This is a genomic window from Streptomyces clavifer, from assembly GCF_036345975.1.
In the GTDB taxonomy this organism is placed as follows: Bacteria; Actinomycetota; Actinomycetes; order Streptomycetales; family Streptomycetaceae; genus Streptomyces; species Streptomyces clavifer.
The window spans coordinates 862,239-880,667 of record NZ_CP107793.1; the positions used below are offsets into that span (position 1 = coordinate 862,239).

At 71.5% G+C, this 18,429-nt stretch carries 11 protein-coding genes; 7 read left to right on the forward strand and 4 right to left on the reverse strand.

Features of this window, described 5'->3' with window-relative positions:
- Positions 1 to 335: 335 nt before the first annotated feature.
- Positions 336 to 758: a YjbQ family protein gene (locus OG927_RS03485; protein WP_330319679.1), complete on the reverse strand. Its 423-nt coding sequence runs from the start codon at positions 756 to 758 to the stop codon at positions 336 to 338.
- Between the two features lie 88 nt (positions 759 to 846).
- On the opposite strand from OG927_RS03485, the gene OG927_RS03490 reads away from it, so the two are divergent.
- Positions 847 to 1,965: an FAD-dependent oxidoreductase gene (locus OG927_RS03490; RefSeq protein WP_124283391.1), complete on the forward strand. Its 1,119-nt coding sequence runs from the start codon at positions 847 to 849 to the stop codon at positions 1,963 to 1,965.
- Between the two features lie 214 nt (positions 1,966 to 2,179).
- Here OG927_RS03490 and OG927_RS03495 read toward each other — a convergent pair whose 3' ends face one another.
- Positions 2,180 to 3,988: an ABC transporter ATP-binding protein gene (locus OG927_RS03495; RefSeq protein ID WP_330319680.1), complete on the reverse strand. Its 1,809-nt coding sequence runs from the start codon at positions 3,986 to 3,988 to the stop codon at positions 2,180 to 2,182.
- Between the two features lie 132 nt (positions 3,989 to 4,120).
- Between OG927_RS03495 and OG927_RS03500 the strand changes: the two genes are divergently transcribed.
- The 5 genes from OG927_RS03500 to OG927_RS03520 all read left to right on the forward strand — a co-directional run bounded on the left by OG927_RS03500 (position 4,121) and on the right by OG927_RS03520 (position 13,301).
- Positions 4,121 to 4,567, forward strand: coding sequence for a MarR family winged helix-turn-helix transcriptional regulator (locus OG927_RS03500; RefSeq protein ID WP_056795398.1), 447 nt, complete (start codon positions 4,121 to 4,123; stop codon positions 4,565 to 4,567).
- A gap of 43 nt (positions 4,568 to 4,610) precedes the next feature.
- Positions 4,611 to 7,556 (forward strand): FAD-binding and (Fe-S)-binding domain-containing protein, encoded by a 2,946-nt coding sequence (locus OG927_RS03505; RefSeq protein WP_330319681.1) that lies wholly within the window; start codon positions 4,611 to 4,613, stop codon positions 7,554 to 7,556.
- Positions 7,557 to 7,957: 401 nt separating this feature from the next.
- Entirely contained in the window at positions 7,958 to 9,886 is a 1,929-nt protein-coding gene (locus OG927_RS03510; RefSeq protein WP_330319682.1) for an ABC transporter ATP-binding protein, read from the forward strand.
- Entirely contained in the window at positions 9,883 to 11,664 is a 1,782-nt protein-coding gene (locus tag OG927_RS03515; protein WP_209470986.1) for an ABC transporter ATP-binding protein, read from the forward strand. The genes OG927_RS03510 and OG927_RS03515 overlap by 4 nt, the downstream gene beginning before the upstream one ends.
- Before the next feature lie 275 nt (positions 11,665 to 11,939).
- Entirely contained in the window at positions 11,940 to 13,301 is a 1,362-nt protein-coding gene (locus tag OG927_RS03520) for an NAD(P)/FAD-dependent oxidoreductase (protein WP_056796022.1), read from the forward strand.
- A gap of 64 nt (positions 13,302 to 13,365) precedes the next feature.
- Here the strand turns inward: OG927_RS03520 and OG927_RS03525 are convergent, their stop codons facing one another.
- On the reverse strand, positions 13,366 to 14,901 hold the full coding sequence (locus OG927_RS03525) for an ATP-dependent DNA ligase (RefSeq protein ID WP_330319683.1): 1,536 nt from the start codon (positions 14,899 to 14,901) through the stop codon (positions 13,366 to 13,368).
- 55 nt (positions 14,902 to 14,956) lie between these two features.
- Positions 14,957 to 15,748, reverse strand: a complete 792-nt coding sequence (locus OG927_RS03530; RefSeq protein ID WP_330319684.1) for a metal-dependent hydrolase — start codon at positions 15,746 to 15,748, stop codon at positions 14,957 to 14,959.
- 153 nt (positions 15,749 to 15,901) lie between these two features.
- On the opposite strand from OG927_RS03530, the gene OG927_RS03535 reads away from it, so the two are divergent.
- On the forward strand, positions 15,902 to 18,415 hold the full coding sequence (locus tag OG927_RS03535) for a DEAD/DEAH box helicase (protein WP_124283065.1): 2,514 nt from the start codon (positions 15,902 to 15,904) through the stop codon (positions 18,413 to 18,415).
- Positions 18,416 to 18,429: the final 14 nt, after the last annotated feature.

Consider the following 18,429-nt stretch of genomic DNA (forward strand, 5'->3'; position numbering starts at 1 on the left):
CAGTTTCGATATCACCGGTTCTGGGGCCACTGACCGCCTTTGATACCCGCTTGCCTCGGCGGCCGTTGAGGCAGTCGGCAAGTGAGGACCGCCCGTGACCTTCCGCTCCGGTCTGCGCATTGATCTCGGCCTCAATCCGCCTCGAACAACCCGTCGATGACTCCCCCGACAAGGTCTGACGCGTGAGTCGCTACGGTGAGTGGACAGCCTCCCGTGGTCAACGATGTCACGCCCCCGGTTTCCGCTTCGCGGATGGAGAGGAAGGGTTCCTCGGCCGTGCTGGTGGGCGTTTGGTGCGGCCGGACATCACTCCTACAGTGACGGCAGACGCGGCCCTACCCGAAAAATGACAGGCGGACCTGACGGTTGGCATTGTCGCGATTTGTATCCACCAAGCACACCGACTGCCACGTCCCGAGCTCGAGCCGCCCTCCGATCACCGGCAGAGTCGCGTGCGGCGGCACGAGGGCCGGGAGCACGTGGTCGCGGCCGTGGCCCGGGCTCCCGTGGCGGTGTCGCCAGCGGTCGTCCGCGGGGAGCAGCGTCTGCAGGGCGGCCAGGAGGTCGTCGTCGCTGCCGGCCCCGGTCTCCAGGATGGCGACCCCGGCCGTCGCGTGGGGCACGAAGATGTTGAGCAGGCCGTCCCTGCCGTGGGCGACGCGGGCGAGAATCTGTTCGCAGTCCCCCGTCAGGTCGGTGACGGTTTCGGTCCGTCCGGTGGTGATGCTCAGCAGGTGCGTGGCGAAGGAGTCGGGCATGGTCCCATTCTGTCGTCGTCGCTCCGGCTCGCGCGCCGGGAAGATCCAGGCTTCCGCCACAGTTGGTAGAAGCGTGAACGAATTCGGGATGCGTGAGCTGGACGTGGTCGTGATCGGTGCCGGACAGGCCGGGCTGTCCGCCGCCTACCACCTGCGGCGTGCCGGCCTGGAGCCCGACCGTGACTTCGTCGTACTCGACCACGCCCCCCGCCCCGGTGGCGCCTGGCAGTTCCGCTGGCCCTCGCTCACCTACGGCAAGGTCCACGGCATGCACGCCCTGCCCGGGATGGAGCTGACCGGCGCCGATGACAGCCGTCCCTCGTCCGAAGTGATCGGTGAGTACTTCGACGCGTACGAACGCCGCTTCGGCCTGCGGGTGCACCGCCCCGTCGAGGTGAGCGCCGTGCGCGAGGGGAAGGCCGGCCGTCTGCTCGTCGAGACGTCCGAGGGTACGTACACACCGCGTGCGCTGATCAGCGCGACGGGCACCTGGGACCGGCCGTTCTGGCCGCGCTATCCCGGCCAGGACACCTTCCGGGGACGGCAGTTGCACACCGCGAACTACCCGGGGCCCGAGGAGTTCGCGGGCCGCAGGGTGGTCGTGGTCGGCGGCGGGGCTTCGGGCACCCAGCATCTGATGGAGATCGCCGGGGCGGCCGCGGCGACGTACTGGGTGACGCGCCGGCCCCCGGTCTTCCGGGAAGGCCCCTTCGGGGAGGTGCAGGGGCGGGCCGCCGTGGCCATGGTGGAGGAGCGCGTACGGCGTGGGCTCCCGCCGCAGAGCGTGGTGAGCGTGACCGGGCTGCCCCTGAACGACGCCGTCCGGCGCGCACGGGAGGACGGAGTTCTCGACCGGCTCCCCATGTTCGAACGGATCACCCCGGACGGGGTGGCCTGGGCCGACGGCCGTACGGTCGACGCCGATGTGATCCTGTGGGCGACCGGCTTCCGGGCCGCCGTCGATCATCTGGCCCCGCTGAAACTCCGCGAGCCGGGAGGCGGCATCCGCGTCGAGGACACCCGCGCCGTCCGGGACGCGCGCGTGCATCTGGTCGGGTACGGCCCCTCGGCCAGCACCATCGGGGCCAACCGGGCGGGGCGGGCAGCGGTCCGCTCGATCATGCGACTGCTGAACAGCACGGGTGACGCGGGGGGTGCGGACAACGTGGTGAGTGATGACGACTGGGTGGACGGCGTCCCCGCCTGACGAGGACGGCGGACCGGCGACACCGCCGTCCGCCCGGTGCGTCCGCGTCCGGTACGTCAGCGGCCGGGGCCCGGGGGCTGACCGTCCGGCGAACGGCGGCAGCGCCGAGAATGCGGGGTCCCGCGGTGAGCGCTCGGGCGGGCGCGTCGGGGGTTCGACGCCCCTGGCTCAGCGGCTGGTCCGGGAACTCCGCGTCCCACCGGGCGTCGGCACCTCACGAGGCGGGCACCGCGGCCGGCAGGCCGTCGCGTCGGACCAGCGCGGCGTAGCGTCCGCCCTGTTCCAGCAGTTCCTCGTGCGAACCCCGCTCGACGACCCGGCCTCCGTCCAGGACGACGATCTCGTCCGCGTCCCGGACGGTCGACAGGCGGTGCGCGATGGTGAGCGTGGTGCGGCCCTTCGACAGCGCGTCGATGGCCTGCTGCACGGCGTGCTCCGTACGGGTGTCGAGGGCGCTGGTCGCTTCGTCGAGGATCAGTACGGGCGGGTCCCGGAGGATCGTGCGGGCGATCGCGAGCCGCTGCTTCTCGCCGCCCGAGAAGCGGTACCCGCGTTCGCCGACCAGGGTGTCGTACCCGTCGGGCAGCGAGGCGATGTGGTCGTGGATCTGCGCGGTGCGGGCTGCGGCCTCGATCTCCTCATCGGTGGCGTCCGGCTTGGCGAAGCGGAGGTTGTCGGCGACCGAGGCGTGGAAGAGGTAGGTCTCCTGCGAGACCACGCCGACGGCCCGGGCGAGGGTGTCGAAGTCCAGGTCCCGTACGTCGACCCCGTCGAGGGTGACCCGGCCGCCGGTGACGTCGTACAGCCGCGGTACCAGATAGCTGAGCGTCGACTTGCCCGAACCGGTGGCGCCGACGACGGCGAGCGTGTGGCCGGCGGGAACGCTCACATCGATGCCGCTCAGCGTCGGGCCGCCCTTCCGGTCGTAGCCGAAGGTCACGTCCTCGAAGGCGATCTCGCCCCGGATCCTCTCCAGCCGTACGGGCTCCTCGGGCTCGGTGATGTCGACGTCGAGGTCGAGGTACTCGAAGATCCGCTGGAACAGCGCGAGGGACGTCTGCATCTGCACTCCGGTGGAGAGCAGGCTCACGGCGGGCCGGAACAGGCCCTGCTGGAGCGAGACGAAGGCCACCAGCGTGCCGATGGAGACGGCGGTGGCGCCCGACTGGAGGGTGAGGCCGGCCGCCCAGTAGATGACGGCGGGCATCGCGGCCATCACGATGCCGATCGTCGACATCCGCCAGCGCCCGGCCATGTTGGAGCGCACCTCGAGGTCCACCAGGCGTTCGGACTCCTCGGCGAAACCGCGGGTGAGCGAGTCCGAGCGGCCCATGGTGCGGCCGAGCAGGATGCCGCTGACCGAGAGGGACTCCGTGACCGTGGCCGCCATCGCGGCCATCTGCTTCTGGCGCTGGGTGGTGATCTTCTTGCGCTCACGGCCGACGCGGCGGCTGATCCAGACGAAGACGGGCAGCAGGAGCAGCGAGACGACGGTGAGCCGCCAGTCGAGCGCGAGCATGGCGACCACGGTGGCGATGACCGCGGTGAGGTTGGAGACCAGCGAGGTCGCGGTGGAGGTGACCGTCGCCTGCATTCCGCCGATGTCGTTGGCGATGCGGGACTGGACCTCCCCCGTGCGCGTCCTGGTGAAGAAGGCGAGCGGCATCCGCTGCAGCTGGGTGTAGACGGCGGTGCGCAGATCGTGCATGACGCGCTGGCCGACCGTCGTGGAGATCAGGGTCTGCAGGACGCCGAAGACGCTGGTCATCACCGCGGTGAGGATCATGCCGAGCGCGAGCAGCGTGAGCAGCCCCGTGCGGCCCTGGGGGATGGCGGTGTCCAGGATCTCGCGGAGCAGGAACGGGGAGGCGACCGACACCAGCGAAGAGGCGCCGACCAGCAGCCCCACGACCGCGAGTCTGCCGCGGTAGGGACGGAAGAGGCGGAAGATGCGGCGCAGCTCTGCGGGCGGCTGTTCGGAGTCGCCGGCCGAGGGGGTCCACGTGGATTCGTCGGGTTTCATGAGCTCCTTCGACGGCGCGGGGCCGACAGGATTCGGGCGGAGGCGTGCGGCCGGGGAACGGCTGAGATCCTATGGAGCTTAGCTCACTGTTACCTCTATTCACAATGAACATGGTCCTGATATTGTTCCCCCATGGATTCCCCCGACTCCGACGGCCAGGTGGCCGAGCAGTTGCTCCGGCTCACCCGCAGGCTCCATCGCATCCAGAGCCGCCAGCTGGAGCCGATCGGCATCACTCCGGCCCAGTTCCGGCTGCTGCGCACCGTCGCGCACTACGACGGCGCGCCCCGGATGGCCGATCTCGCCGAGCGTCTGGACGTAGTCCCCCGCGCTGTCACCACCCTGGTGGACGGCCTCGAGGCGAGCGGCCGGGTGCGCCGTGCCCCTGACCCCACCAATCGCAGGGTGGTGCGCATCGAGATCACCGAGGAGGGCCGCAGCGTGCTCCGTTCGCTGCGCAACGCGCGCAAGGCCGCCGCGGAGGAGATCCTGGCTCCGTTGACCGCCGACCAGCGCGACGTGCTCGGCGGGCTGCTGACCGCTCTGGTCGACGGAATGCCGGAGCGCCGCCGCTGCTGACGCACGGTGCGGGCACCGCCCGCCTCGTCGAAGGGATCCCGAGATGCCGCTGCTGGAGCCGAAGCCGGAATCCCTGCGCCCGGGTACGGCACGCGCCCCCTCCCCCGACCGGGTGCCCGACCGGAGGGCGACGGGCACGCCCACGGCGCTGCGGGCCGACCTGACCGCGCTGCTCGGCGCGGAGAAGGTGCTGTGGAAGGTCTCCGACCTGGTGCGGTATGCCTCCGACGCCAGTCCCTACCGCTTCCTGCCGCAGGTCGTGGTGGTCCCGGAGGACATCGACGACATTTCCGCGATCCTCTCCTACGCGCACGGCAAGGGCCGCGACATCGTCTTCCGGGCCGCGGGCACGAGCCTCAACGGCCAGGCGCAGGGTGAGGACATCCTCGTCGACGTGCGCCGGCACTGGACGGGGATCGAGGTCCTGGACGGCGGGGCGCGGGCCCGGATCCGCCCCGGGACCACCGTCATGCGGGCGAACATCACGCTCGCCCGGCACGGCAGGCTGCTGGGCCCCGATCCCGCCAGTGCCATCGCCTGCACCGTGGGCGGTGTCGTCGCGAACAACGCCTCGGGGATGACCGCGGGGACGACACGCAACGCGTACCGTACGGTCTCCTCGCTCACCTTCGTCCTGCCGAGCGGCACGGTGGTCGACACGGCCGGGCCCGACGCCGACGAGGAGCTGCGCCACGCGGAGCCGGGCCTGTGCGACGGGCTGTTGGCCCTCAAGGCGGAGATCGAGGCGGACGCCCCGCTCGTGGCCAGGATCCGGGCCAAGTACGAGATCAAGAACACCAACGGCTACCGCCTCGACGCTTTTCTCGACGGATCGACGCCCGTGCAGATCCTGCGGGGTCTGATGGTCGGCTCGGAGGGCACCTTCGGCTTCCTCTCCGAAATCGTCTTCGACACCCTGCCCCTGGACCGGCACGTCTCCTCCGCCCTGCTGTTCTTCCCCTCCCTGACCTCCGCGGCGGCGGCGGTGCCGCGCTTCAACGAGGCGGGGGCGGTCGCCGTGGAGCTGATGGACGGCAACACGCTGCGCGCCTCGGTGAGGGTCGAGGGGGTCCCCGCGGACTGGGCGGGTCTCCCGCGCGGGACGGCGGCGCTCCTGGTGGAGTTCCGCGCTCCGGACGAGACCGCGCTGGAGACGTACGAACAGGCGGCGGCCTCGGCCCTCTCGGGCCTCGACCTCGTCGTTCCAGCGGTCTCCGTCACCAACGAGTTCACCCGGGACGCGCGTACCGTCGCGGGGTACTGGAAGGCCCGCAAGGCGTTCGTCACCGCCGTCGGCGGCTCCCGCCCCGCCGGTACGACACTGATCACGGAGGACTTCGCGGTTCCGCCGTCCCGGCTCGCGGAGGCCTGCGAGGAGCTGCTCGCGCTCCAAGCGGTCCACGGCTTCGACGCGGCCGTCGCGGGCCACGCGGCCCACGGGAACCTGCACTTCCTGCTCGCGTTCGACGCGGCGAAGCCGGCCGACGTCGAGCGGTACGCCGCCTTCATGGACGACTTCTGCACACTCGTCGTCGACCGTTTCGACGGATCGCTGAAGGCGGAGCACGCCACCGGCCGGAACATCGCCCCGTTCCTGGAGCTGGAATGGGGACCGAAGGCCACCGAGCTGATGTGGCGCACCAAGCAGGTCATCGACCCCGACGGGGTGCTGGCGCCACGCATCGTCCTGGACCGGGATCCGAAGGCGCACCTGCGCGGACTCAAGACGATCCCCAAGGTCGAGCCGGTCGCGGACCCCTGCATCGAGTGCGGTTTCTGTGAACCGACGTGCCCCAGCGAGGACCTGACCACCACTCCGCGGCAGCGGATCGTGCTGCGCAGGGAGATGATGCGCCAGCCGGACGGTTCGCCGGTGGAGGCCGGTCTGCTCGACGCGTACGGGTACGACGCCGTGGACACCTGCGCGGGCGACTCCACCTGCAAGCTGGCGTGCCCGGTCGGCATCGACACCGGTGCGATGATGAAGGACTTCCGCCACCGTCGGCACTCCCCCCGGGAGGAACGCGTCGCGGTGCTCACCGCCACGTACTTCAGGGCGGTGGAGGCCTCGGCGCGGCTGGCGGTCGGTGCGGCCCACACCGTGTCCGGGCCGGCCCGGGACCGGGTGCTCGGGGCCGTGACCCGGCTCGCCCGCAGGGCCGTCCGTCCGGATCTGGTGCCGGAGTGGCTGCCGGAGACCCCGGGCGCCGCCTCCCGCAAGCTCCCTCCCACCGGGCGCGCGGGGGCGAAGGCGGTCTACTACCCGGCCTGTGTGAACCGCATCTTCGCCGGGCCCGAGGACGACCGGGGCGCTCTGTCGCTCGCCGAGGCCGTGGTCTCCGTGTCGGCGCGGGCGGGGAAGCCCGTGTGGATTCCCGAGGACGTCGCGGGGACCTGCTGCGCGACGATCTGGCACTCCAAGGGGTACGAGGCGGCCACGGCCGTCATGGCCAACCGCATCGTGGAGGCCGCCTGGGGCTGGACCGCGGGCGGCAGGCTGCCCCTGGTCGTCGACGCCTCCTCGTGCACCCTGGGCCTGGACCGTGAGGTGGTGCCGTATCTCACCGAGGCCAACCGGGACCTGCACCGCGAGCTGACCGTCGTCGACTCGCTCGTCTGGGCGGCCGAGGAGCTGCTTCCCGCCCTGACCGTGTTCCGCAGGACGGGTTCCGCCGTCCTGCATCCGACCTGCTCCATGGAGCATCTCGGTGATGTGGCACACCTGCGTGCGGTCGCCGAGGCGTGCGCCGAGGAGGTCGTCGTCCCCGACGACGCCGGCTGCTGCGCCTTCGCGGGTGACCGCGGCATGCTGCACAAGGAGCTCACGGACTCGGCGACCGCCAAGGAGGGTGCCGAGGTGGGTGCCCGGGAGTACGACGCGTACCTGTCGGCCAACCGGATGTGCGAGATCGGCATGGACCGGGCCACCGGCCGCGCCTACCATTCGGCGCTGATCGAGCTGGAGCTGGCCACCCGGCCGGTCCTCTGAAACCGGGGCGCCCGCGCGGACCCGTGGCGACGACCGCGGCCCACCGGCCGAGCGGCCTCTCCACCCACACCACGGATTCCGGCGGGGCCCCGGATCCGGTCGGTACGACGCGGCCACCAGGACCGCGCCGGTCCCACCGATCCGCGTCTCCCCCAGGTCCGAGGGCTCCCGCGGCGGATCCACGGCCTCACCCCGGCAGGTGGAAGAGGGCCTGCTCGGGCGCGGGCTCCCAACACCCCGCCGTACAGGGCGGATCGGGCCCCGGCTCCACGGCCCGGTAACCCGGCCCTGAATAATCGCTTGCCTGGGACAGGGGCAGGACGCGAACCTTGCACGGTTTGGTCCCCCACTGTTCCACGAGGTCCGCCACGGATCTCCGCCCTTCCGATCCTTGGGACGTCATGCAGATTCGCGATCTTCCGTACTCAGATCCCGGCGATCCCGATGTCCGGTCAGGCCCACGCTTCCTCTACTGGCTCGGCCGCAATCAGCTCACCGGCCAGCTCAAGTCGCTCTCCTGGGGCCTCATGCACCAGTGCGCGATCGCCGGCCTGCCCCTCGTCGTGGGACTCGCGGTCCAGGCCGTCATCGATGGCTCCCGCAGGGGACTCGCGCAGGCCGGCGCGCTGATCCTGGTCCTCGGCATCCTGATCGCCGTGGGCGACACCATGCTCCACCGCACGGCGGTCACCAACTGGATCACCGCCGCGGCCCGGGTCCAGCAACTGCTCGCGCGCAAGACCGCCGAGCTCGGATCGGCACTGACCAGGCGGGTCGCCGCGGGCGAGGTGGTCGCCGTCTCCACCGGCGACGTCGAGAAGATCGGCTGGTTCGTCGAGGCGCTGTCGCGCTTCGCCGCCGCGGCCACCGCCCTCGTACTGATCTGCGTCGGGCTGGTCCTCTACCTGCCCTCGCTCGGGGTGCTGGTCGCGATCGCCATGCCGGTGCTCGCGCTGACCGTCCTGCCCCTGCTCCCCCGGGCCACCCGGCGCGCGGACATCCAGCGCGAGAAGGCGGGCAAGGCCACCGAACTGGCCTCCGACACGGTCGCCGGCCTGCGCGTGCTGCGCGGCATCGGCGGCGAGGAGCTCTTCCTCGGCCGCTACCGGCGCGCCTCCCAGGAAGTGCGTGAGGCTGCCGTCGGCAGTGCCCGGATGTGGGCGCTCATCTCGGCGATCCAGGTGTTCCTGCCGGGAGTCCTGCTGATCTCGCTGGTCTGGTACGGGGCCGCTCTGGCCCGGGACGGCCGCATCGACGTGGGGCAGCTGGTCACGGTGTACAGCGCCGCGACGCTGATGCTCTTCCCTCTGCGGCACTTCGAGGAGATCGCCATGGCGTACTCCTTCTCGAGGCCCTCCGCCCAACGCGCGGTCCGCGTGCTGTCCCTGGAACGCAGTACGCGGCCGTCGACGATCGACGCCATGGTGCCCGAGGGCGATCTGTACGACCCGGTGACCGGGCTGTTGGCGGCGCGGGGGCAGTTCACCGCCGTGGTCTGCGGCGACCCCGACGAGGCCGGCCGCCTGGCCGAGCGCCTCGGCGGACACGCCGAGGCGGAGACCGGGGCGGAGACCGCGCCGGGCACCGGGCCGGACGTCGGAAAGGACCCCGCTGCGGGCGCCGGCACCACTACGGACGACGGAAAGCGCACCGCGCCGGCACCGCTCCCCTCGGTGCTGCTCGGCGGTGTCCCCCTGGACGAGCTGCCGCTCGACTCGGCGCGGACCGCGGTGCTGGTGCAGGACAAGGACCCGGTGCTGCTGTCCGGGACGCTGCGCGAGCTGCTCGACGTGCCGTCCTCCGGGGCGGTCTCGCCCGAGGACGCCCTGGACGCCGCCCAGTGCGGTGATGTGCTGGACGCGCTGGCCCAGGCGTCCCTCGACACCGGGGGCGACCCGATGCGCACCCGGATCACCGAGCGCGGCCGGTCCCTTTCCGGTGGTCAGCGCCAACGCCTCGCGCTGGCCCGCTCGCTGGTCACCGACCCGGAGGCACTGGTCCTCGACGAGCCGACGTCGGCCGTCGACTCGCACACGGAGGCCCGCGTCGCCGCCGGGATCAAACGGCTGCGCCGAGGTCGTACGACGGTGGCGTTCGCCTCGTCCCCGCTGCTGCTGGACCTGGCCGACCGCGTGGTGCTGGTGCACGGGGGCACGGTCGTCGCGGCCGGGGCGCACCGCGATCTGCTGCGCGACGAGCCGCTGTACCGGGCGGTCGTCACCCGTGAGACCGATGACGACATCGCGGCGTCCGCCGCGCAGGACGAACTCGTGGGAGCCGACGCGTCGCCGTCGGCCGAAGCGATCGAGGAATTCGAGGAGAGGGCATGATCGGCGTCGCACAACCGGCGTACGACCCGGCCGCCCCGGAGTCGGCGACGACGCTGCCGGTCGGCACCCCGACGACCGTACAGGCCTACGTCCGCTCCCTGTTTCGGCGTCACCGCCGGCCGTTCGTGGTGCTCATCGCGGTCAACGCGGTCGCGGTGATCGCGTCGATCACCGGCCCGTACCTGCTGGGCGGACTGGTCGAGGACCTGTCCAACGGGGTCACCGACCTCCATCTGGAGCGCACCGCGGCGGTGTTCGCACTGGCACTGGTCATCCAGACGGTGTTCACCCGGACCATGCGGCTGCGCGGAGCGATGCTCGGCGAGGAGATGCTGGCCGACCTGCGCGAGGACTTCCTCGTACGGTCGGTCGGGCTGCCGCCGGGTGTCCTGGAGCGGGCCGGGACCGGTGACCTGCTCTCCAGGATCACCACGGACATCGACAGGCTGGCCAACGCGATGCGCGAGGCCGTCCCGCAGCTGGCGATCGGCGTCGTGTGGATCGCGCTGCTGCTCGGCGCGCTCACCGTCACCGCACCGCCGCTGGCCCTGGCGGTGCTGATCGCCCTGCCGGTGCTGATCGTCGGATGCCGCTGGTATTTCCGGCGGGCGCCCTCGGCCTACCGCTCGGAGGCCGCCGGGTACGCGGCGGTCGCGGCGATGCTCGCGGAGACCGTGGACGCCGGACGGACCGTGGAGGCCCACCGGCTGGGTGCGGGCAGGGTCGCGCTCTCGGACCGGCGGGTCACGGAGTGGACGGCGTGGGAGCGCTACACGCTCTTCCTGCGTTCGGTGCTGTTCCCCGTCATCAACGCCACCTATGTGACGATCCTCGGTGCGGTGCTGATGCTCGGCGGCTGGTTCGTGATCGAGGGATGGCTCAGTGTCGGGCAGTTGACGACGGGGGCGCTGCTGGCCCAGATGATGGTGGACCCGCTCGGTCTGATCCTGCGCTGGTACGACGAGTTGCAGGTCGCCCAGGTGTCCCTGGCCAGGCTCGTCGGCGTCCGTGAGATCGAGCCGGACGCGGGCGACGACGGAGTCGGCCCCGACGGCCGGGAGGTCCGGGCCGCGGAGGTGCGTTTCGGCTACCGCGCCGGTGTGGACGTCCTGCACGAGGTGTCGCTGGACATCGCCCCGGGCACCCGGCTGGCCCTGGTAGGGCCGTCCGGTGCGGGCAAGTCCACGCTGGGACGTCTGCTGGCCGGCATCTACGCGCCGCGGACCGGTGAGGTCACGCTGGGAGGGGCCGAGCTGTCCCGCATGACGGCGGAGCGGGTGCGGACCCACGTGGCCCTGGTCAATCAGGAGCACCATGTGTTCGTGGGCTCGCTGCGGGACAATCTGTTGCTGGCCCGCGCGGGGGCCGGGGACGCGGAGCTGTGGGCCTCGCTCGCGGCGGTCGACGCGGACGGATGGGCGAAGGCCCTGACGGACGGCCTGGACGCGGAGGTGGGCTCCGGCGGTCTGGCCCTCACTCCGGCGCAGGCACAGCAGATCGCGCTGGCCAGGCTGGTCCTGGCGGACCCGCACACCCTGGTGCTGGACGAGGCGACCTCGCTCCTGGATCCTCGGGCGGCACGGCATCTGGAGCGTTCGCTGGCCCGGGTGCTGGACGGCCGGACGGTGATCGCCATCGCGCACCGACTGCACACGGCGCACGATGCCGACGTGATCGCGGTCGTCGAGGACGGCCGGATCACCGAGCTGGGCAGCCACGACGAGCTGGTGGCGGCGGACGGCGCGTACGCGGCGCTGTGGCGGTCCTGGCACGGGTGAGCCGAGCGACGGCCCGGCCCGGGGACGCCTGACGCACTCGGACCGGGCCGGTACGCCACCGCACGGTGTTGCTGCAGCCGGGGGGACCGCTCGCCCGCACCGGGACACCGCCCTCCCGGACGGCAGGGAGGGGCACGGTCCCCGGCCCGGTCCGCCGCCTCCCGTGGCGCACAGGAGGCGAACCGCGTCCCCTGCGGTGAGGATGAGGGAGTGACTGGCTCCGGATACGGGGCAGGCGAGCGATGACCGCCCAAGCCCGAGAAGGGACGCACACCGTGGCACGACCCAGGATCCTCGTTGTCGGTGCAGGCTTCGCCGGAGTCGAGTGCGTGCGTCGGCTCGAACGCAGCCTCGCCCCCGGTGAGGCGGACATCGCCCTCGTCACGCCGTTCTCGTACCAGCTCTACCTTCCCCTGCTCCCCCAGGTGGCGTCCGGGGTGCTCACTCCGCAGTCGGTCGCCGTCTCCCTGCGCCGCAGCCGGCGACACCGCACGCGGATCGTGCCGGGTGGCGCCATCGGGGTGGACACCAAGGCGAAGATCTGTGTCATCCGCAAGATCACCGACGAGATCGTGAACGAGCCGTACGACCACCTCGTGCTGGCGGCCGGCAGTGTCACCCGGACGTTCGACATCCCCGGGCTGGTGGAGAACGCGCAGGGCATGAAGACCCTGGCCGAGGCCGCCTACATCCGGGACCACGTCATCTCCCAGCTCGACCTGGCCGACGCCAGCCAGGACGAGGCGGAGCGGGAGTCCCGGCTGCAGTTCGTCGTGGTGGGCGGCGGATACGCCGGTACGGAGACCGCTGCCTGCCTGCAGCGGCTGACCGCCAACGCCGTCCGGCACTACCCCCGGCTGGACCCGAAGCTGATCAAGTGGCATCTGATCGACATCGCGCCCAAGCTGATGCCGGAGCTAGGCGACAAGCTGGGCGTCACCGCGATGGAGATCCTGCGCAAGCGCGGCATCGAGGTCTCGCTCGGTGTCTCGGTGGCCGAGGCCGCACCGGACAAGGTGACCTTCACCGACGGCCGGGTGCTGCCCTGCCGCACGCTCATCTGGACCGCCGGAGTCGCGGCCAGCCCTCTCGTCGCCACCCTCGGCACGGAGACGGTGCGCGGCAGGCTCGCGGTGACGCCGGAGATGCAGGTGCCCGGGGCGGACGGGGTGTTCGCCCTGGGCGACTCGGCCGCGGTGCCGGACCTGGCGAAGGGCGACGGGGCGATCTGCCCTCCGACCGCGCAGCACGCCATGCGGCAGGGGCGTGTCCTGGCGGACAACCTCATCGCCTCGCTGCGTGGCCGTCCGCTGCAGCAGTACGTCCACAAGGACCTCGGTCTCGTCGTGGACCTCGGCGGCCGGGACGCGGTCTCCAAGCCGCTGGGCATCGAGCTGAAGGGCGTGCCGGCCCAGGTGGTGGCGCGCGGCTACCACTGGACGGGCCTGCGGACCAACGTCGCCAAGACCCGCGTCCTGACGAACTGGTTGCTGAACGCGATCGCGGGCGACGACTTCGTACGGACCGGTTTCCAGGCCCGCAAGCCGGCCACCCTGCGCGACTTCGAGTACACCGACGCCTATCTCACGCCGGAACAGATCCACGCGCGGACCGCGTCGCCGGCTGACCACGGCTGACCACGGCCGACCACGGCCGACCGATGGCATGCCCCGGCCCCCGCCGCACCGGCGGGGGCCTCGGTCATGTCCCCAGGCCCAGCACCGTGTCGACCGTGTCCGCCTCCTGCGGCGACTTGTCCTCCCGGAACCGAAGCACCCGGGCGAACCGCAGGGTGACCCCGGCCGGGTAGCGGGTCGAGCGCTGGAGGCCGTCGTAGGCGATCTCGACGACGAGCTCCGGCCGCACGGTGACGACGTGTCCGTCGTCGTCGGTGGACAGTCCCCGCAGGCGTTCGGTCTGCCAGGCGAGCATCTTGTCCGTGAGTCCTTTGAAGGTCTTGCCGAGCATGGCGAAGGATCCGTCCTGCCGCCTCGCTCCCAGGTGGAGGTTGGACAGCTTCCCGGTGCGCCTGCCGTGTCCCCATTCGGCCGCCAGCACCACGAGGTCCAGGGTGTGCACGGGTTTCACCTTCAGCCAGGACGCGCCCCGGCGGCCCGCGCTGTAGGCGGCTTGCAGGCCCTTGACCACCACGCCCTCGTGTCCGTGGGCCAGGGTGGACTCGAAGAACGCCCCCGCGGTCTCACGCGCCGCCTCGTCCCCGGGGTCCGTCACGACGACGCGCCTGACCCTCATCGGCTCCGGGACCAGCTCGGCCAGTTCCGTGTGCCGCTCGGTGAGGGGCAGGTCCAGGAGGTCGCGTCCGTCGACGGACAGCACGTCGAAGAAGACGGGGACCACGGGAACGGCTGCCGCCGCGGCGGCGACGTCGCGCCGCGAGCCGACCCGCGCGGCGGTCTCCTGGAAGGGGCGCGGCCTGCCGCCGGGCCCGAGTGCGATCACTTCGCCGTCGAGGATGAACCGGTCGCCGCGGAAGCCCGCGACCGCCGTGACCAGTTCGGGCAGCCGGTCGGTGACGTCGTCGAGCGTGCGCGTGTAGGCCCGCACCCGCGGTCCGTCGCGGTGCACCTGTACGCGGATGCCGTCGAGCTTCTCCTCCACCGCGCACGGCCCCAGCTTGTCGACGGCCTCGGTGACCGAGCGCGCGGAGTGCGCGAGCATCGGCATGACGGGCCGGCCGACGGTGAGGCGGAAGGCCGCGAGCGCCCCGGGACCGTCGGCCAGCAGTGCCCGGGCGACGGACTGGAGTGATCCGGCGAGCATGACGGCACGGCGTACCCCGGCGGGCGGCGTGCCGGTGGCGGCGGCCAGGGCGTCGACGGCGACGGCGTCCAGTGCTCCCTGCCGCACCTCTCCGGTGAGCAGTGCGTGCAGGAAGTGCTGTTCGTCGGCGGTGGCCGCGCCGAGCAGCCGCTGGAGGCGCTCCTTGCGGGCGGCCTGTGAGCCGGGGCCGGAGAGCGCCCCGATCTCCGTCAGCTCCGCGTCGACGCCGGAGACCGTCAGCGCGGCCGCGTCCGCGGGTGCCACCGGGTCGCCGAGGGCGCGCCACCCGATGCCGAGCCGCCCCTGCGGGAGGCGGCCGGCGAGGTACGGGATGACGACCGGGACGTCGTCCGGGCCGGTGTCCCGGAACAGGTCGGCGAGGAGGGCGACCTTCCGGGTCCGGGCCGACGTCGCGGCGACCTCCAGGGACACGTGGGCGAGCCGGGCGAGCAGCATGCAGTCATGGTGCTACGGCTGCGGGCGCACCGCCCCCGGAAGGGGCGCCCGGTGGTCAGATGAAGTTGAGCGCGGCGGCCGCGCCCACTCCCCCGAGCACCATGAACGCGGGCATCAGCACCTTGATCTCCACCCAGCTGCCGGCCCGGAAGCGCATGAACTTCGGCGGTCCGAGCGGGTACCACCGCTTGCGGCCGAGCGGGATCGGCCACAGGATCGGGCAGCCGGAGATGGTGAGCGCGTCGCCGATGCAGTGGACGAGGGACCCGAGGACTATCGGCAGCCCCAGCCACAGGTACTCCTGTCCGGGCTCGGTGAACAGCCAGGCGGAACCGTTGCCGGGCTGGTCGAGCACTCCCACCAGGATCCACGCACTGGTCGCGCCGAGCAGCCAGACGAGGATGTCGCTGGACACGCGTGCCGCCCGCCAGAGGAGGCCTTCGACGGCGAGCACGAGGTGGACGAAGAGGATCGCCAGGACCGCCCACCGGCCGCCGGTGATCGCCGCGAGCGAGGCGCCGCCGCCTATCAGCACCGCCCACAGCCAGGTGTGCGTGAGGGTGCGGTGTCCCCCCGTCCTGCGCGGGTCGCCGGGACCCTTGGTCGCCTTGTAGACGGAGTACGAGAGTTTGTCGACGATCTCGCACAGGCCCTTGGAGACCGGGCCGAAGGCGCGCGAGATGGTGGCGGACTTGTGGTCGAGGTCCGGGGCGAGTGCGGCGCCCGCGCAGATCAGTGCTCCCACGACGAGGACGGGCCAGGGCATCGTGTGGCCCGCGGCAGCGGCCGCGGCACCCACCCCCAGCCAGGCCGCCGCCCCTGACAGAGAGTGTGCCGGTCCCATCATGGCTGATTCCGCCCCCATCGTGAGTCGGCCGTGCGCGGCCGGGCCGCCATTGTCTGTGCGAGGCGGCCGAGTTGAGTGGGAAGCGTATCGTCAGTGATCTTCCCGCGGTCCTCCGGTTCCCGCATCCGGCCACAAGGCAGGCAAGATGGGGGCGTGACCCTTATCGATCAGCTGCCCCCGACCGCCGACCCGGACGCCCTCTTCGAGGCCTTCTCGTCATGGACCGAATCGCAGGGCATCACCCTCTATCCGGCTCAGGAGGAGGCGTTGATCGAGGTGGTCTCCGGGGCGAACGTGATCCTTTCCACCCCTACCGGCTCGGGAAAGAGCCTGGTCGCGGCGGGTGCGCACTTCACGGCACTGGCCCAGGACAAGGTCACGTTCTACACCGCGCCGATCAAGGCGCTGGTGTCGGAGAAGTTCTTCGACCTGTGCAAGCTCTTCGGCACGGAGAACGTCGGCATGCTGACCGGCGACGCGTCGGTCAACGCCGACGCCCCGGTCATCTGCTGTACCGCCGAGGTGCTCGCCTCCATCGCGCTGCGTGACGGCAAGTACGCCGACATCGGCCAGGTCGTGATGGACGAGTTCCACTTCTACGCGGAGCCGGACCGCGGCTGGGCCTGGCAGATCCCGATCCTGGAGCTTCCGCAGGCCCAGTTCGTCCTGATGTCGGCCACCCTCGGCGACGTCAAGATGTTCGAGGAGGACCTCACCCGGCGCACCGGCCGCCCCACCTCCGTGGTGCGCTCGGCGACGCGTCCGGTCCCGCTCAGCTACGAGTACCGTCTGACGCCGATCACGGAGACGCTCACGGAGCTGCTGGACACCCGGCAGGCGCCCGTGTACATCGTGCACTTCACGCAGGCCGCGGCCGTCGAGCGCGCGCAGTCGCTGATGAGCATCAACATGTGCACGAAGGAGGAGAAGGAGAAGATCGCCGATCTGATCGGCAACTTCCGCTTCACCACCAAGTTCGGCCAGAACCTCTCCCGCTACGTGCGGCACGGCATCGGGGTGCACCACGCGGGCATGCTCCCCAAGTACCGCCGCCTGGTCGAGAAGCTGGCGCAGGCTGGCCTCCTGAAGGTGATCTGCGGTACGGACACGCTGGGTGTCGGCGTCAACGTGCCGATCCGCACGGTGCTGTTCACCGCTCTCACCAAGTACGACGGCACCAGGGTGCGCACGCTGCGCGCCCGCGAGTTCCACCAGATCGCCGGGCGAGCCGGCCGGGCCGGCTTCGACACGGCGGGCTTCGTCGTCGCGCAGGCCCCCGAGCACGTCATCGAGAACGAGAAGGCCGTCAAGAAGGCGGGCGACGACCCCAAGAAGAAGCGCAAGGTGGTCCGCAAGAAGGCTCCCGAGGGCTTCGTGGCCTGGTCGGAGACCACCTTCGACAAGCTGATCACCTCGGATCCCGAGCCCCTGACCTCGCGCTTCCGGGTGACGCACACGATGCTGCTCTCGGTGATCGCCCGCCCGGGCAACGCCTTCGAGGCGATGCGGCACCTGCTGGAGGACAACCACGAGCCGCGCAGGGCGCAGCTGCGGCACATCCGGCGGGCCATCGCCATCTACCGTTCGCTGCTGGACGGCGGTGTGGTGGAGCAGCTCGACACCCCGGACGCCGAGGGCCGGATCGTCCGCCTCACGGTCGATCTCCAGCAGGACTTCGCGCTGAACCAGCCGCTGTCCACCTTCGCTCTGGCCTCGTTCGACCTGCTGGACGTGGAGTCCCCCTCGTACGCCCTGGACATGGTCTCGGTCGTCGAGTCGACGCTCGACGACCCCCGGCAGATCCTCGCCGCCCAGCAGAACAAGGCGCGGGGCGAGGCCGTCGGGCAGATGAAGGCGGACGGCGTCGAGTACGAGGAGCGGATGGAACGGCTCCAGGAGGTCACGTACCCCAAGCCGCTGAGCGAGCTGCTCTGGCACGCGTACGACGTGTACCGCACGAGCCACCCGTGGGTCGGCGACCACCCCGTGTCGCCGAAGTCGGTGATCCGGGACATGTACGAACGGGCCATGACCTTCACGGAGTTCACGTCCAACTACGAGCTGGCCCGCACCGAGGGCATCGTGCTGCGCTATCTGGCGAGTGCCTACAAGGCGCTGGAGCACACCATCCCGGACGACCTGAAGTCCGAGGACCTCGAGGACCTGATCGCCTGGCTGGGCGAGATGGTGCGCCAGGTGGACTCCAGCCTGCTGGACGAGTGGGAGCAGCTGGCGAACCCGGAGGTGGAGACCGCCGAGCAGGCTCAGGAGCGGGCCGACGAGGTCAAGCCGGTCACGGCGAACGCCCGCGCCTTCCGGGTCCTGGTCCGCAACGCGATGTTCCGCCGGGTGGAGCTGGCCGCCCTGGACCGGGTCCGGGACCTGGGTGAGCTCGACGGCGACTCGGGCTGGGACGAGGACGCCTGGGGCGAGGCGATGGACGGCTACTGGGACGCGCACGAGGACCTGAGCACGGGCCCGGACGCGCGCGGCCCGAAGCTGCTGAAGATCGACGAGGACCCCGAGCACGGCCTGTGGCGGGTGTGGCAGGCCTTCGCCGACCCGGCGGGCGACCACGACTGGGGCATCCGTGCGGAGGTCGATCTGGCGGCCTCCGACGAGGAGGGCCGGGCTGTCGTCCGGGTCACGGCCGTGGGCCAGCTGTGACGCCGCAGCGGTTT

Coding starts and splice junctions, on each gene's coding strand:
- OG927_RS03485 (WP_330319679.1), bottom strand. CDS start 758: ATGCCCGACTCCTTCGCCACGCACCTGCTGAGCATCACCACCGGACGG.
- OG927_RS03490 (WP_124283391.1), top strand. CDS start 847: ATGCGTGAGCTGGACGTGGTCGTGATCGGTGCCGGACAGGCCGGGCTG.
- OG927_RS03495 (WP_330319680.1), bottom strand. CDS start 3,988: ATGAAACCCGACGAATCCACGTGGACCCCCTCGGCCGGCGACTCCGAA.
- OG927_RS03500 (WP_056795398.1), top strand. CDS start 4,121: ATGGATTCCCCCGACTCCGACGGCCAGGTGGCCGAGCAGTTGCTCCGG.
- OG927_RS03505 (WP_330319681.1), top strand. CDS start 4,611: ATGCCGCTGCTGGAGCCGAAGCCGGAATCCCTGCGCCCGGGTACGGCA.
- OG927_RS03510 (WP_330319682.1), top strand. CDS start 7,958: ATGCAGATTCGCGATCTTCCGTACTCAGATCCCGGCGATCCCGATGTC.
- OG927_RS03515 (WP_209470986.1), top strand. CDS start 9,883: ATGATCGGCGTCGCACAACCGGCGTACGACCCGGCCGCCCCGGAGTCG.
- OG927_RS03525 (WP_330319683.1), bottom strand. CDS start 14,901: ATGCTGCTCGCCCGGCTCGCCCACGTGTCCCTGGAGGTCGCCGCGACG.
- OG927_RS03530 (WP_330319684.1), bottom strand. CDS start 15,748: ATGATGGGACCGGCACACTCTCTGTCAGGGGCGGCGGCCTGGCTGGGG.